A 15,444-nucleotide genomic window follows, 5' to 3' on the forward strand; every position below is an offset into this window, starting at 1 on the left:
TAGAAAAGGAGGATGAAACGTGCAACAACCTTCAATTATTTTACGGACTGTATCAAAAAGTTTTGGAAAAAAAGAAGTGTTACACAATCTTTCATTGCAAGTTGAAAAAGCAGAGATTTTTGGTTTTGTTGGACCTTCTGGATCGGGGAAAACAACGCTCATTAAAATGATTGCAGGTATTAATGAGGCAACGAAAGGTGAAGTGCTTGTTAATAATACTAATATGCCTAATTTAAATGAGATGAAACGAATTGGTTATATGGCCCAGGCGGATGCATTATACGAAGAATTATCAGCATATGAAAATGCAGATTTTATAGCAACGATGTATGGACTAAAGGGAAAACGTAAAAAGACAAGAATTGCAGAGGTTTTTGAACTTGTACAATTGTCACAGTATATGAAAAAGCAAGTACAACAATTTTCAGGTGGAATGAAAAAACGCTTATCATTAGCAATAGCGCTCCTTCACGAACCAGAAATATTAATTTTAGATGAGCCTACAGTGGGGATAGATCCGCTTCTTAGAAAAACGATTTGGGAAAAATTTTATGATCTTAAAAAGAAAGGCACAACGATTATTGTAACGACGCACATTATGGATGAAGCTGAATTTTGTGAGCGTCTAGGGTTAATTAGAGAAGGGAAACTAGTTGCGGTTGGAACAACTGAAGAATTGAAAAAACGCGTGTCATCTGGACGGATTGAAGATGTCTTTTTGCTAGAAGAGGTGGTGCCATCATGAGAGTTACTGGTGTAATCATACGTATTATTCGTCAATTTTTTCGAGATAAGCGTTCGTTAGCAATGATGTTTGGAGCACCGATGTTATTACTTTGGCTTTTGTCACTAGTGTTTACACAGAAAGACTATATACCGCAAATTGCTGTTGTTGATATGCCCGCTCAAATAGTAAAAGTGATGAAAAATCAAGAAGCGTCAATTTATGAATACAGTAAGGAAAAGGCGATTTCTGAGTTGGAAAAACAAAAGGTAGATGCAGTATTTCGAATAGAGAATGGAAAAATGAAACTTCTGTTGGAAGGTAGTGATTCGTCAAAAAATCGTGCTGTACTTCAAGTATTGCAAAAAAGCACAGAGAAGAATGATGTATCGATTATGAAACCTGAAGTAAATTATTTACATGGCTCTAAAGACTTTACGATGTTTGATGGGCTTGGTCCTGTATTAATTGGTTTCTTTACATTTTTCTTTGTATTTATATTATCAGGTGTATCTTTCGTAAGAGAACGTTTAAGTGGTACGCTAGAAAGGTTATTATCCACCCCAGTAAGAAGATGGGAAATAGTCGCAGGTTATATTATTGGTTTTGGAATCTTTGCCTTTATACAATCCATTATTATCGTAAGTTTTTCCGTTTATATTTTAGATTTATACGTAGCTGGCTCCATATGGCTAACGTTACTTATTACATGTATGCTCTCTTTAACTGCACTAACATTAGGTACGTTTTTATCGGCATACGCAAATAATGAGTTTCAAATGATTCAATTTATACCGCTTGTTATTGTGCCACAAATCTTCTTTTCTGGATTGTTTCCAATGGAATCTATGAACAAGTGGCTACAAATGTTAGGGAAAGTATTTCCACTCACATACGGCGCTGACGCAATGAGACAAGTGATGATTCGGAATCAAGGGTTTACAGAGATTGCATTAGATCTTACTGTGTTATTACTTTTTGCAATATTATTTGCAGTAGGAAATGTATTTGCTTTAAAGAAACATCGCAAAATATAATAATGACAAAAAGGAGCTTTATAAATGCAGAAGGATTGGCTGGAGGAATTAATAGCTGCAACTAATACGGATAAACGAAATGAACGTCAAATGCGTATATTAGAGGCGGCTGTTGATATGTTTGGAGAAAAAGGATACGCTTCAACTTCAACAAGTGAAATTGCAAAGCGTGCTGGTGTAGCGGAAGGAACCATCTTCCGCTACTATAAAACAAAAAAAGATTTATTACTAGCGGTCGTAATGCCAACTTTAACTAAGTTCGCTGCACCATTTTTCGTACAAACCTTTGCAAAAGAAATATTTAAATCGGATTATGAATCATACGAAGGACTTTTAAGGGTTGTAATTCATAATAGGTTTAAATTTGCTCAAAAACACTTTCCTATGATAAAAATATTAATTCAAGAGGTGCCATTCCAACCAGAACTGAAAAATGAAATACAGCAATTAGTAGAAACAGAACTGTTTTCACATTTCAAAAAGTTGATTGTGAAATTTCAAGAAGAAGGGGAAATTATTGAGATACCACCATCTTCCGTACTACGTCTTACTTTATCAGCTGTATTAGGTTTATTATTAACACGATTTTTATTATTGCCTGAAGAAAAATGGAATGATGAAGCGGAAATTGAAAATACGATTCAATTTATATTGTATGGATTAACTCCACGATTTTAATCGTTGAAGTGTGAATTACATACATTACTTTTAAGTAAAAATAAATCGCCTTTAAAAAGGCGATTTATTTTCATTATATATTTTTGATAAATAAGTACTTGTTTACTAAAAACATTCTAAATCAGCGTGTTTCTTTGTCTCTTCTTCTAAGACCTAATAATCCTGCTAGTCCTAATAAACCAAGCCAAGCCCAATTATTATTTTTATCACGATTATCATTTAAATCATTTGTTGTATTTACATTTCGAGTTCTTACATCATTATTAACTCTGTCTAAGTTATTGTCATTTACTCGAGTTGAAATATCAGTGTTATTAACTCTATTCATATTATTTCCATCGTATTCAGCTTGCGTAGATGTACCTAAAAACATAATAGATAGTGCTAAAACACTTAAAATAGATGATAATTTCTTTTTCATAACAATCCCTCCTTTCTTAATCATTAATTTCTCCGAAGCATGTGTGTATTATTCATTTCACAATATCTAAACCCTCATTAATAGGGCGCACATTTATAGAAAATAGAGTTGAATGATTGTTAATATATCATTGGATATATATTTCTCATAAAAATAACTGAATCAAACTTTGCTTAAAATGTTAATCTTAGTACAATTTATATTATACGGGCTAGCAATAAGGAGGTAATAAGATGCGACAATTTGCAAAACCTACAATCGTCGTAAGTAAATGTTTAGAATTTGATGCTTGTCGTTATAATGGAGAGATGATTCCAGATGTAACAATACGAAATTTGCAGCCATTTGTTACATTTATACCTGTTTGTCCAGAAGTGGAGATTGGATTGGGGACTCCTCGTGAAACGATACGAATTGTAGAAGAAAATGGTGAGAATAGACTTGTGCAACCGTCGACACGAGAAGATGTAACTGAAAAAATGGAGCAGTTTTCAAATGACTTTTTACAAACGATACCGGATGTAGATGGTTTTATTTTAAAGAATCGTTCACCAAGTTGTGGTACGCGTGATGTGAAAATTTATTCTGGTTTTGAAAAAGCGCCAGCAAAGGGAAAAGGAGCTGGCTTATTTGGCGGAGCAGTAGTAAAAAATTTTTCGCATCTTCCTATTGAAGAGGAAGGTAGATTGTCGAATTTTATTATTAGAGAGCATTTCTTTACAAGGTTATTTACAATCGCATATTACAAAATGATTAAACACAATAAAAATATGAAAGAACTTGTATCGTTTCAGTCGGACAATAAATATTTATTTATGGCATATAATCAGGTGAAACAAAAGGAATTAGGTCGTATAATTGCAAATCAAAAAAATGAAAAGATTGAAGTGGTATTTGAAAACTATGAGAAGACTTTATATGAATTATTTATGCGTGCGCCCCGTTATACATCGAATGTAAATGTATGCGAGCACATTTTTGGATATTTTAAAACAAAGTTAAAAAAACAAGAAAAAGATCATTTTATAGAACTGTTACAAAAGTATGCAGAAAAGAAAATACCACTTAGTAGTTTACTTACAATATTAAAATCATGGGCTATTCGATTTGATGAAAAGTATTTATTAAGACAAACGTATTTCGAACCATACCCTGAAGCATTAGTAGAAATTTCTGATTCGGGAAAAGGTAGAGATTATTAAACAATAAATTACATAATTCGACACAAAATCTCCTATGTTGTTGTAGAACAATGTAGGAATTTTTTTGTGCATTAGTACAGAATCTGTTTTAAAATTAAGTTATGACAGAATTGTAGCAATTGTCTAACTAATATTCTTGTCTTTTAAGTTGTTATGTTTGTAGTAGAAACTCGCACGCTGTCGAAACTCAATATTCGATAAGGGGTGTGTAGCGGAATGGAATTTACTCTAACTCGCGAAAAACAAATGATTAAAGAAATGGTACGTGACTTTGCTGAAAAGGAAATCGCACCGAAAGCTGTATATTATGACAAAACTGCAGAGTTTCCATATGAAACATTTCAAAAAATGGGCGAACTAGGATTATTAGGCATCCCATTCCCAGAAGAATATGGAGGTTCAGGTGGCGATACGGTATCGTATGCGTTAGCAGTTGAAGAAATTGGTCGCGCTTGTGGTGGCACCGGTTTAAGCTATGCTGCAACAATTTCATTAGGTGCTTCTCCAATTTATTATTTCGGTACAGAAGAACAAAAACAAAAGTATTTAGTTCCAATGGCGTCAGGTAAAACATTAGGTGCCTTCGGATTAACGGAGCCGAATGCTGGATCAGATGCAGGTGGTACTCAAACGAAAGCGGTATTAGATGGTGATGAGTATGTAATCAGTGGTGAGAAGTGTTGGATTACAAACGCAGAGTATGCAAATACAATTATTGTAACCGCTGTCAACGGTATTGAAGAGAATGGTAGAAAACGTATTTCTGCATTTATCGTGCCTACTACGAGTGAAGGATTAACGATTTCAAGTCCTTACGATAAGATGGGTGTTCGCGCTTCTAATACTTGTGAAATCGTACTTGATGGCGTTCGTGTACCGAAAGAAAATATTCTTGGTGATGTAAATAAAGGCTTTAAACAATTTTTATATACACTTGATGGAGGGCGTATTTCAATCGCAGCATTGGCAGTTGGTATTGCGCAATCAGCCTTTGAACGTGCATTACAATATGCGAAAGAACGTCAACAATTTGGAAAGTCAATCTCTAATTTCCAAGCGATTCAATTTAAATTAGCTGATATGGCGACTGAAGTAGAGCTAGCACGCAATTTAGTACATAAAGCAGCTTGGTTAAAAGATAACGATAAACCTTTCGGCAAAGAAGCGGCAATGGCAAAACTATTTGCATCGGAAGCAGCAAGCCGTATTGCGAATCAAGCAGTACAGATTCATGGTGGATATGGTTATATGCGTGAATATGAAGTTGAACGACATATTCGTGATGCGAAACTATTAGAAATTGGTGAAGGAACTTCTGAAATTCAACGTCTCGTAATTGCTAGACATTTAGGATGTAGATAAAAGGGAGGAATCACTATGTTTCAAAAAATATTAATTGCGAATCGCGGGGAAATCGCTGTTCGTATTATGAAAACTTGTCAAAAACTTGGCATTCGCACTGTTGCTATTTATTCTGAAGCAGATGAAAATGCCCTTCATGTGAAAATGGCAAATGAAGCTTACGTAGTAGGTGGACCGCGTGTTCAAGAAAGCTATTTAAACCTTGAAAAAATTATTGAAATAGCTAAGAAGACAAATGCAGAAGCCATTCATCCGGGTTATGGTTTATTATCAGAGAATCCGTCTTTTCCGGTTCGCTGCAAAGAAGAAGGAATCGTATTTATCGGTCCTTCAGAAGAAATCATTACGAAGATGGGAAGTAAAATTGAATCACGTATCGCAATGCAAGCAGCAGATGTCCCAGTAGTCCCAGGTATTACTACAAATATTGAAACTGCTGAAGAAGCAATTGAAATTGCAAAACAAATTGGTTATCCATTAATGCTTAAGGCATCCGCAGGCGGCGGAGGCATTGGTATGCAGTTGATGGAAACTGAGCAAACGCTCACCAAAGCGTTTGAAAGTAATAAAACAAGAGCGCAAAACTTCTTCGGTAACGGAGAAATGTATTTAGAGCGATATATAGCAGATGCGCATCATATTGAAATTCAGCTTTTAGCAGATACACATGGTAACACAGTGTATTTATGGGAGCGTGAATGTTCGGTACAGCGCCGAAATCAAAAAGTAATCGAAGAAGCACCTTCACCATTTTTAGATGAAGGTACACGAAAGGCGATGGGAGAAGTTGCTGTACAATCTGCCAAAGCACTTGGCTATACAAATGCAGGTACAGTTGAGTTTCTTGTAGATAATCAGAAAAATTTCTATTTCTTAGAAATGAATACGAGATTACAAGTAGAGCATCCAGTGACAGAAGAAATTACGGGATTAGACCTTGTAGAACAGCAACTCCTTATCGCAAGTGGAGAGAAACTATCATTTACTCAGGATGATGTAAAACGTAGTGGTCATGCCATTGAAGCTCGTATTTATGCAGAGGATCCGAAAACATTCTTCCCGTCACCTGGGAAAATTACAGATTTAACATTACCGTCAAATGTACGAATTGATCACTTCTTAGAAAATCATGTAACGATTACACCTTTCTATGATCCAATGATTGCGAAAGTCATTGCACATGGCGAGACTCGTGAAGAAGCAATTTCGAAATTACATGATGCTCTAGAAGAATTGAAAGTAGAAGGTATTAAAACGAACACGCCAATGCTACTGCAAGTTTTGGAAGACGAAGTGTTCAAAGCGGGTATTTATACAACGGGTTTTGTAACGAAACAACTCGTTAAAAAATAAGATCTAACAATATTAAGGGGGAAAAAATGATGACGAAAGTATACGCATCGATGGCAGGAAACGTTTGGAAGATTGTTGTAGGAGTAGGAGATACAGTAGAGGAAGAGCAGGATGTCGTCATTTTAGAATCTATGAAAATGGAAATTCCAATCATTTCAGAAGAAGCCGGCACAGTTATGAAAATTAATGTGCAAGAAGGCGATTTTGTAAATGAAGGAGATGTATTATTAGAAATTGAATAGGGAGATATAGGGGGAAGCGAATTGAAACTACCTAATTTTGCTGTCATTAAAGAAGTAGGACCACGTGATGGTTTACAAAATGAAAAAAAGATTGTTGGCACAAAAGATAAAGTAAAATGGATTCAACTACTTACAGAAGCAGGATTGTCGTATGTTGAAGTTTCCTCATTCGTTCACCCAAAATGGGTCCCAGCATTAGCGGATGCAAATGATGTGTTTTCTGAGCTGAAAAGAGATCCAAATGTTACATATGCTGCGCTTGTTCCGAACCAAAATGGTTTGGAACGAGCTTTTTTGCAAAATGTAGATGAGGTGAATGTTTTTTTATCAGCAAGTGAATCTCATAATAAAAGTAATATTAATAAATCGATTAAAGAAGCGTTAGTTGTAATCGAAGATATAACAAAACAGGCATTATTCGAAGGGAAAAAGGTAAGAGGCTATGTTTCTACTGTATTTGGATGTCCTTATGAAGGGGATATAAGTGTCACAGCAGTTGACGAATTATGTAATCAACTATTTTCATACGGCATTTATGAAGTTTCTCTTGGGGATACAATCGGTGTAGCGAATCCATTACAAGTAGAACAAGTATTAGAACATCTATTAAAGAAGTATGATGCTTCGCAGTTTGCCATGCATTTTCATAATACGTATGGAATGGCTCTAGCAAATGTAGTTAAATCATTAGAATACGGTATTACAACATTTGATAGTTCTTGTGGTGGACTCGGGGGCTGCCCTTATGCACCAGGAGCATCAGGTAATGTTGCTACTGATGACCTAGTACATATGCTCCATAAATTAGGAGTTCAAACGAATATAGACGAAGAAAAGTTATTGCGAGCTAGTCAATTTATTCAAAGTAAGCTAAATATCCAATTACCGAGTCATGTGTATAGAGCGCTTCAACATAAAACGATAAGTAGGTGAGAAGATGCTACAATTACAAAACATTTCAGTTGATTATGTAACACCTCACGTTGTAAAGATTTCGTTATATCGTGAAAGACAAGCAAACTCATTATCTTTAGCGTTATTAGAAGAGTTACAAAACATATTAACTCAAATAAGTGAAGAGTCCAATACGCGTGTAGTTATTCTAACAGGTGCTGGTGAAAAAGCATTTTGTGCTGGTGCTGATTTAAAAGAACGTGCTGGTATGAATGAGGAACAAGTTCGCCATGCTGTTAGTATGATTCGCACGACTATGGAGATGGTTGAACAATTACCACAGCCAGTTATTGCTGCTATAAATGGAATCGCACTTGGTGGTGGTACGGAATTAAGTTTAGCTTGTGATTTTAGAATTGCTGCTGAATCTGCAAGTCTTGGTCTTACTGAAACGACACTTGCAATTATACCAGGAGCGGGTGGTACACAGCGCTTACCGAGATTAATTGGTGTTGGTAGAGCGAAAGAATTAATTTATACAGGTAGACGTATTTCAGCGCAAGAAGCAAAAGAATATGGTTTAGTAGAATTTGTTGTACCAGCTAATTTACTTGAAGAGAAAGCGATTGAAATAGCAGAGAAAATTGCTAGTAATGGACCTATTGCTGTTCGATTAGCAAAAGAGGCAATTTCAAATGGTATTCAAGTTGATTTACATACCGGATTACAAATGGAAAAACAAGCGTATGAAGGTGTAATCCATACGAAAGATAGATTAGAAGGATTACAAGCATTCAAGGAAAAACGCACACCAACGTATAAGGGGGAGTAAATATGTTAGATCAAAAACAACAATCTAATTCATTTGAAGAACGAGTTGAAACGATTAAACAAGGCGGCGCACCAAAGTATCATGAACAAAATAAAGCAAAAGGAAAATTATTTGTTCGAGATCGTTTAGCGCTTCTATTTGATAATGGCGAATATGTAGAAGATGCATTATTTGCTAACTGTGAACAAACAGGCTTACCTGCGGACGGCGTTGTAACGGCAACGGGTAAAATACATGGTCGTACTGCATGTGTAATGGCCAATGATTCTACTGTAAAAGCTGGATCATGGGGATCACGCACAGTTGAAAAGATTTTACGTATTCAAGAAACAGCTGAAAAACTACGTGTTCCGTTATTTTATTTAGTCGACTCTGCTGGAGCGCGCATTACAGATCAAGTAGAAATGTTCCCAGGGCGCCGTGGTGCAGGAAGAATCTTCTATAATCAAGTGAAATTATCAGGTAAAGTTCCTCAAGTATGCTTATTATTTGGACCTTCTGCAGCTGGTGGTGCCTATATTCCAGCCTTTTGCGACGTTGTAATGATGGTAGAAGGAAATGCATCTATGTATTTAGGATCTCCTCGTATGGCTGAGATGGTTATCGGTGAGAAGGTAACTTTAGAAGAGATGGGCGGAGCTCGTATGCATTGCTCTGTATCAGGATGCGGAGATGTTTTATGCAAGACAGAAGAAGATGCGATTACACAAGCAAGACAATACATTTCATATTTTCCAAATAACTACTTAGAAAAGACTCCATTGGTTACACCTCAAGAACCGAAACAATTCGATAAAACGTTAGAACAAATCATTCCAGAAAATCAAAATGCTCCTTTCAATATGAAAGATCTCATTAATAGAGTTATTGATGAAGGTTCATTCTATGAAGTAAAAAAATTATTTGCTCAAGAGCTAATTACAGGCTTAGCACGTATTGATGGTAAGCCTGTTGGTATTATTGCAAATCAGCCGCGTATGAAGGGCGGCGTATTATTCCATGATTCAGCTGATAAAGCTGCTAAGTTTATTAATTTATGTGATGCATATCATATTCCATTATTATTCCTTGCGGATGTACCAGGATTTATGATTGGAACAAAAGTAGAGCGTGCTGGTATTATTCGCCATGGTGCAAAAATGATTTCTGCAATGAGTGAAGCAACTGTACCGAAGATTTCTATCGTTGTTCGTAAAGCATATGGTGCTGGTTTATATGCGATGGCAGGTCCAGCATTTGAACCAGATTGTTGCCTGGCATTACCGACAGCCTCTATTGCGGTAATGGGTCCAGAAGCTGCGGTTAATGCTGTATATGCAAATAAAATTGCAGCTTTACCAGAAGAAGAGCGTGCTAGCTTCATTGCTGAAAAACGTGAAGAGTATAAGAAAGATATTGATATTTATCATTTAGCATCAGAGATGGTGATTGATGGTATTGTTCATCCAAACAATTTACGTGAAGAATTAAAAGGACGTTTCGAAATGTATATGAGTAAATATCAAGTATTCACGGATCGTAAACATCCTGTATATCCAGTTTAAAAGCCCTATTTAGGGCTTTCTTGCTCAAAAAGTTAAGGAGGGGAAAACATTGAAACAAGCAGTTTGGTTTCCAACAGAAGAGTACAAGGAAAAAACACGTTTATATGGTTGGATGAAATCATTGGGATATGAAGATTATGAAACTTTTTATAATAAATCTATCGAGGAAACAGCTTGGTTTTGGGGAGAGGCAGAAAAGGCAATAGGCTATCAATGGATGAAACCTTATACAGACGTGTTAGATTTAGAAAATGGTACACCGTTTGCACAGTGGTATAATGGCGGAACATGTAACGTTGTAGAATCAGCTTTATCCCGCTGGCTTGCGGATGAAGAGACGAGAATACAGCCAGCACTTCAGTACGAAGGGGAAAATGGAACTTCAAAATCATTTACATATGAAGAGCTTGACAACTGGGTAAGTCGTGTTGCAAATGGTTTGAAACACGCGGGTATTGAGAAAGGTGACCGTGTAACAATTTATATGCCGATGATTCCAGAAACAGTTGTTGCGATGCTAGCTGTAATGAAAATCGGAGCAATTATTTCACCAATATTCTCAGGCTTTGCGTCTGATGCAGTCATGACACGTGTGCAAGCGGCAGGTTCAAAAATGATTATTACCGCAGATGGATTTTCACGCCGAGGTAAAATTGTTTCTTTAAAAGATGAAGTAGATAAAGCTTGTGAACATTGCCCAACTGTTGAAAAAGTTGTTATCGTTCGTCATGCAGGAAATGATTTTACACCACATAACTATGACTTTTCGTGGAGTACGCTAGAAAAAGAAAAACCATTCATACATGCCGAGGAAATGCAAAGTGATGATCCATTAATGCTCATTTATACATCAGGAACGACTGGTAAGCCGAAAGGAACAGTACACACGCATGCAGGATTTCCTTTGAAAGCAGCTTTTGATGCAGGATTTGGAATGAATATTAAACAAGGTGATCGTGTATTATGGGTAACTGATATGGGCTGGATGATGGGGCCGTTTCTATTATTCGGTTCACTCATTAATGGAGCAACGATGGTTATGTACGAAGGTGTTCCAGACTTCCCAGAAGCAGACCGGTTATGGGAGACAGTTGATAAATATGAGATTACTCATCTAGGTATTTCGCCAACGTTAATCCGAGCATTGATGGCAAAAGGTGATGAGTATGTCAATAAACATTCTTTAAAGAGTTTGGAAGTATTCGCATCAACAGGAGAACCTTGGAATCCTGATCCATGGATGTGGCTGTTTGAAACGGTTGGAAAAGGAAATGTCCCAATCTGTAACTACTCAGGTGGAACTGAAATCTCTGGTGGGATTTTCGGTAATGTTCTTATTAAGCCAATAGCACCGATTAGTTTTAACGCATCTTTACCAGGAATGGCCGCTGTCGTACTGGATGATCAAGGTAAACCCATTCGAGATGAAGTCGGAGAATTATGCTTAGAGAAACCTTGGGTAGGTATGACGAAAAGCTTCTGGGAAGATGATGAACGTTACGTAAACACATATTGGTCGCGTTTTGAAAATAAATGGGTCCACGGTGACTGGGTCATTTACGATGGTGAACAATATATCATCACAGGGCGTTCAGACGATACGTTAAATATTGCAGGTAAACGTATTGGACCTGCTGAATATGAATCTATTCTTGTGAAACATAACGATGTAATCGAAGCTGCTGCAATTGGTGTACCTGACGAAGTAAAAGGTGAAGTTTGTCATTGTTTTGTAGTGTTAAGAGATCATGTAACATTCACAGGAGAATTAAAGAAAGAATTAATGAGTTTAGTAAACTCTCATATTGGAAAAGCGTTGTGTCCTAAAGACATCCACGTTGTAGAAGATTTACCGAAAACACGTAATTCTAAAGTAATGCGCCGTGTTATTAAAGCAGCTTACTTAGGAAAAGAATTAGGTGATTTATCATCGCTTGTAAATCCTGAAGTAGTTCCGTTTATTCAGGGGTTACAGTCTAGTAAATTATAAAGTTAGAAAGGATCTCTATATAAATAGAGATCCTTTTTTTTATGTTTATAAAAAGAAAAGAAGTGAATTTGATGAAGAAGAAAAATTTTACTATTAGTGTTAAGTATGTTTTTTAGTTTTAATCAAAATACGATATTATGGAATGTCTATTCAATGTAGAAATACTAATTTACAACAACAAGGTGATGACAAAGCGTGACTGCTTATATGTCTGTTTAAACCTTTACGTGTTAATATATAAAAAGCTGACTATAATGAACTGCACCCCAATTGTTAGACACAGTCTAACAATTGGAGGTGCAGTTTTTTGTATGACAAAATTTACGAAGGATTTAAAGTTAACGCTCGTTCAAGGATTTAATCCGAAAATAATTTCTCAAGCAGAATATGCAAAACAGATGCATATTACAAAGGCACAATTTCAATACTGGTTACGCTTATACGAACTCCATGGAGAAGAAGGTTTACACGAGGTCTATACAAATTACACCGCAGAGTTTAAACTAGACGTACTAAATTTTATGGCTCAATCGGGTATATCGTTAATGGATACAGCGGCTATCTTCATGATTCCTTCTTTTACAACGGTTTATCAATGGAAGAAGCAATTTGAAGTAGGTGGCTTAGATGCCCTTGAACCAAAGAAAAAGGGGCGTCCATCCATGAAAAATAAAAACACAAAACATGATACTAAAAAGATTCCGGCAGAAGGTTCAGTTGAAGCGTTACAAGCTGAATTAGAACGCTTACGTATGGAAAATGCGTATTTAAAAAAGTTGAATGCCTTAGTTCAAAACAAGGAAAAATCACCAAACAAGACAAGGCACAAGTAGTCTATGAATTAAGGCATGAGTTTCAAGTGAAAGAATTAGTAAAGTTAGCGGATATCCCTCGAAGCACCTATTATTTTTATGTAAAACAAATGGATAGAATCGATCCAGATGCCGATTTAAAAGTAGAAATTAAAGCGATTTATGATGAACACGAAGGTCGTTATGGATATCGTCGTATTCGTGATGAGTTAGCCAATCGTAATCAAATAGTGAATCATAAAAAAGTGCAACGAATTATGAAAGAGTTAGGTTTAAAATGTCTTGTACGTATGAAAAAATATAAATCTTATAAAGGAACAGTCGGTAAAATTGCATCTCATATTTTAGAGCGTAAATTTACGGCAGATACGCCAAATGAAAAATGGGTAACCGATATTACAGAATTTAAATTATTCGGTGAGAAACTTTATGTATCACCTGTATTAGACTTGTATAATGGTGAAATCATTACCTATACAATTGGCTCTAGACCGACGTATTCACTTGTTTCAGAAATGTTAGAGACAGCATTAGAAGGTTTACCTGAAAATCACCAACTAATGATGCATTCAGATCAAGGGTGGCATTATCAAATGAAACAGTACCGTCACGCATTACAAAAAAGAGGTATCGTACAAAGTATGTCTCGTAAAGGCAACTGTTATGACAACGCAGTAATGGAGAATTTCTTTGGAATCATGAAGTCTGAGTTTCTCTACATAAAAGAGTTTGAAAGTGTAGAGCACTTCAAAATAGAATTAGAAAAATATATAGATTATTACAATACAAAACGGATAAAAGCAAAATTAAAAATGAGCCCGGTGCAATACCGGACTCATTTTTATCGAGCTGCCTAATGAAATAACCGTGTCTAACTTTTAGGGGTCACTTCATAAGCAGTCAGCTTTTTATATATTACATTCTAGTATTTGCCGGGCAGTAATGCCCCCATCTAAAAATTCAGCAAAAGCAAGGAAGTAGGTGAGGGATCAACTTTCCGGAAAAGCCCGATTGGTTCCAAAAGACATATTCTTTCCTTTACGTTGACATTAAAAATATTACCAATTTTTTCTTTTACAATGGCAACAAATAAAGAAACATTTACAACGACACTTATTTCGTTTAGAACTCCAATCATCATCACGATGACACTTTTCTTTAGATTTCCACCAATCATCATTACAATGTTTTTCCTGAGAACTCCAATCGTCATCACAATGACACTTTTCTTTAGATTTCCACCAATCATCATTACAATGCTTTTTCTGAGAACTCCAATTATCATCACAATGATGCTTTTCTTTAGATTTCCACCAATCATCACAACAATGCTTTTTCTGAGAACTCCAGCAATCATTTTTCCAGGACATTTATTTCTACCTCCTTTCAATAGTGTTCATATTATTCTATGTTTTAATAAAAAAATGGCTTGTTTATTAACCTACTATTTTATCTTTATATGATAGAGTGTCTTCTACTCGATATAGAATTCATACAAACTATGCTAATTTTTAAGAGAAAGTGGAGAGAACTACTACTAGTTATGGTATTTTTCAATAAACACTTGTTGAAGAAAATGTTCTGATTACAAATAATATCTTATTTTCGAGTACGCTTTTTAAATGTATATTTCATAATGAAAAATGGGAAATCCACAAATAAAGTCTATGTATATGTGAGTTAATGGGGAAATCTAGTGTGTTTTTAAGGGGCGTCTTATTTAAAAGAAAAAAGGTTTGTTTTAGAAAGTGGTGTCTAAACATTAAATGGAGTAGGACTAAATTCACGGCCGCTCATTAAAAAGCTTTTAATTAGGAGAAGTCTGTTTTTATAATGAATAATGAAAAGAAAGTTTGGTACAATTGTTTGTTTTTTTCTTTTTATGTGTTTGCCTCGTACCCTTTTAAGCTAGTGGACATACTTTACTAATAGAAAGGATTAGGGGGTGAGGTATTGGGTTCTCGATTTAATAATTGTAAAAAGAAGTGTACATGTAAACAAGATGATTGTTGGGAAGTATTCGAAGAGTGTAAAAAAGAACAGCATGAGAAATGTGATAATTCTTGTGTACAAGGAATTAGAGATGAACTTAAGAAATTAATTAATCGAACAGTTCAAATTAATACAGAGGGACGTACTTATGTAGGTACTGTTTCGTCTGTAAGTTGTGATGTAGTTAGGCTTGCGGCTATTCCTGGATCGGTTGGAGTAATTATTTCCATTTGCAAAATTGAAGCAATTTTCCCACCGGTTACAACGGTTACTGCTGACTTTGATTTTAATGGTATTGATGTAGCAAACAAAGCATAATTATGCTGCTTTTTTGTAAAGCCATTCACATGAATGGCTTTAT

At 35.7% G+C, this 15,444-nt stretch carries 15 protein-coding genes; 13 read left to right on the forward strand and 2 right to left on the reverse strand.

The features are described 5' to 3' along the window. Positions 1-19: 19 nt before the first annotated feature. The 3 genes from MHH55_RS06650 to MHH55_RS06660 are packed head-to-tail and all read left to right on the forward strand — an operon-like array spanning position 20 to position 2,439. Positions 20-745 carry an ABC transporter ATP-binding protein gene (locus MHH55_RS06650; RefSeq protein ID WP_001187071.1) on the forward strand — a complete coding sequence of 242 codons (726 nt, stop codon included), beginning with the start codon at positions 20-22 and terminating at the stop codon, positions 743-745. Further along, positions 742-1,761 carry an ABC transporter permease gene (locus tag MHH55_RS06655; protein ID WP_001266727.1) on the forward strand — a complete coding sequence of 340 codons (1,020 nt, stop codon included), beginning with the start codon at positions 742-744 and terminating at the stop codon, positions 1,759-1,761. The genes MHH55_RS06650 and MHH55_RS06655 overlap by 4 nt, the downstream gene beginning before the upstream one ends. A 24-nt stretch (positions 1,762-1,785) precedes the next feature. Beyond that, positions 1,786-2,439: a TetR/AcrR family transcriptional regulator gene (locus MHH55_RS06660; RefSeq protein ID WP_001168184.1), complete on the forward strand. Its 654-nt coding sequence runs from the start codon at positions 1,786-1,788 to the stop codon at positions 2,437-2,439. A 121-nt stretch (positions 2,440-2,560) separates the two neighbouring features. On the opposite strand, the gene MHH55_RS06665 is transcribed toward MHH55_RS06660, so the two are convergent. Then, positions 2,561-2,860 (reverse strand): WGxxGxxG family protein, encoded by a 300-nt coding sequence (locus MHH55_RS06665; protein WP_000728157.1) that lies wholly within the window; start codon positions 2,858-2,860, stop codon positions 2,561-2,563. A 233-nt stretch (positions 2,861-3,093) separates the two neighbouring features. Between MHH55_RS06665 and MHH55_RS06670 the strand changes: the two genes are divergently transcribed. The 9 genes from MHH55_RS06670 to MHH55_RS06710 all read left to right on the forward strand — a co-directional run bounded on the left by MHH55_RS06670 (position 3,094) and on the right by MHH55_RS06710 (position 13,948). Then, positions 3,094-4,062 carry a YbgA family protein gene (locus tag MHH55_RS06670; protein WP_001248640.1) on the forward strand — a complete coding sequence of 323 codons (969 nt, stop codon included), beginning with the start codon at positions 3,094-3,096 and terminating at the stop codon, positions 4,060-4,062. A 216-nt stretch (positions 4,063-4,278) separates the two neighbouring features. Further along, complete coding sequence (locus tag MHH55_RS06675; RefSeq protein ID WP_000397279.1) at positions 4,279-5,424, forward strand: acyl-CoA dehydrogenase; 1,146 nt, start codon at positions 4,279-4,281, stop codon at positions 5,422-5,424. A 15-nt stretch (positions 5,425-5,439) separates the two neighbouring features. Continuing rightward, positions 5,440-6,777: an acetyl-CoA carboxylase biotin carboxylase subunit gene (locus tag MHH55_RS06680; RefSeq protein WP_078186946.1), complete on the forward strand. Its 1,338-nt coding sequence runs from the start codon at positions 5,440-5,442 to the stop codon at positions 6,775-6,777. 26 nt (positions 6,778-6,803) lie between these two features. Further along, positions 6,804-7,019 (forward strand): acetyl-CoA carboxylase biotin carboxyl carrier protein subunit, encoded by a 216-nt coding sequence (locus MHH55_RS06685; RefSeq protein ID WP_001987345.1) that lies wholly within the window; start codon positions 6,804-6,806, stop codon positions 7,017-7,019. A 21-nt stretch (positions 7,020-7,040) separates the two neighbouring features. Continuing rightward, the gene (mvaB, locus tag MHH55_RS06690; RefSeq protein WP_000775436.1) at positions 7,041-7,952 is read left to right on the forward strand and encodes a hydroxymethylglutaryl-CoA lyase; all 912 of its coding nucleotides are present in this window, start codon (positions 7,041-7,043) and stop codon (positions 7,950-7,952) included. 4 nt (positions 7,953-7,956) lie between these two features. Then, the gene (locus MHH55_RS06695) at positions 7,957-8,745 is read left to right on the forward strand and encodes an enoyl-CoA hydratase (protein ID WP_000939818.1); all 789 of its coding nucleotides are present in this window, start codon (positions 7,957-7,959) and stop codon (positions 8,743-8,745) included. 2 nt (positions 8,746-8,747) lie between these two features. Next, positions 8,748-10,289 (forward strand): acyl-CoA carboxylase subunit beta, encoded by a 1,542-nt coding sequence (locus MHH55_RS06700; RefSeq protein ID WP_000886744.1) that lies wholly within the window; start codon positions 8,748-8,750, stop codon positions 10,287-10,289. Positions 10,290-10,338: 49 nt separating this feature from the next. Then, on the forward strand, positions 10,339-12,279 hold the full coding sequence (locus MHH55_RS06705) for an AMP-binding protein (protein ID WP_000806468.1): 1,941 nt from the start codon (positions 10,339-10,341) through the stop codon (positions 12,277-12,279). A gap of 311 nt (positions 12,280-12,590) precedes the next feature. Beyond that, positions 12,591-13,948, forward strand: a protein-coding gene (locus MHH55_RS06710; protein WP_139362596.1) for an IS3-like element ISBce18 family transposase whose coding sequence is annotated in 2 segments (ribosomal slippage) — positions 12,591-13,047 and positions 13,047-13,948 — 1,359 coding nt in all. Because the reading frame shifts where the segments join, the coding sequence is not laid out codon by codon here. Between the two features lie 95 nt (positions 13,949-14,043). Here MHH55_RS06710 and MHH55_RS06715 read toward each other — a convergent pair. Beyond that, entirely contained in the window at positions 14,044-14,481 is a 438-nt protein-coding gene (locus tag MHH55_RS06715) for a hypothetical protein (protein ID WP_170879447.1), read from the reverse strand. A gap of 563 nt (positions 14,482-15,044) precedes the next feature. Between MHH55_RS06715 and MHH55_RS06720 the strand changes: the two genes are divergently transcribed. Next, entirely contained in the window at positions 15,045-15,401 is a 357-nt protein-coding gene (locus MHH55_RS06720; RefSeq protein ID WP_000535577.1) for a hypothetical protein, read from the forward strand. Positions 15,402-15,444: the final 43 nt, after the last annotated feature.

It is taken from the genome of Bacillus sp. FSL K6-2944 (assembly GCF_038005385.1).
GTDB classification, from domain to species: Bacteria; Bacillota; Bacilli; order Bacillales; family Bacillaceae_G; genus Bacillus_A; species Bacillus_A cereus.

What these genes read in the sequence shown, in the direction of transcription:
- MHH55_RS06660 (WP_001168184.1), top strand. Translation starts at nt 1,786, where the DNA reads ATGCAGAAGGATTGGCTGGAGGAATTAATAGCTGCAACTAATACGGAT.
- MHH55_RS06700 (WP_000886744.1), top strand. Translation starts at nt 8,748, where the DNA reads ATGTTAGATCAAAAACAACAATCTAATTCATTTGAAGAACGAGTTGAA.
- MHH55_RS06675 (WP_000397279.1), top strand. Translation starts at nt 4,279, where the DNA reads ATGGAATTTACTCTAACTCGCGAAAAACAAATGATTAAAGAAATGGTA.
- MHH55_RS06680 (WP_078186946.1), top strand. Translation starts at nt 5,440, where the DNA reads ATGTTTCAAAAAATATTAATTGCGAATCGCGGGGAAATCGCTGTTCGT.
- MHH55_RS06665 (WP_000728157.1), bottom strand. Translation starts at nt 2,860, where the DNA reads ATGAAAAAGAAATTATCATCTATTTTAAGTGTTTTAGCACTATCTATT.
- MHH55_RS06685 (WP_001987345.1), top strand. Translation starts at nt 6,804, where the DNA reads ATGATGACGAAAGTATACGCATCGATGGCAGGAAACGTTTGGAAGATT.
- MHH55_RS06655 (WP_001266727.1), top strand. Translation starts at nt 742, where the DNA reads ATGAGAGTTACTGGTGTAATCATACGTATTATTCGTCAATTTTTTCGA.
- MHH55_RS06695 (WP_000939818.1), top strand. Translation starts at nt 7,957, where the DNA reads ATGCTACAATTACAAAACATTTCAGTTGATTATGTAACACCTCACGTT.
- MHH55_RS06670 (WP_001248640.1), top strand. Translation starts at nt 3,094, where the DNA reads ATGCGACAATTTGCAAAACCTACAATCGTCGTAAGTAAATGTTTAGAA.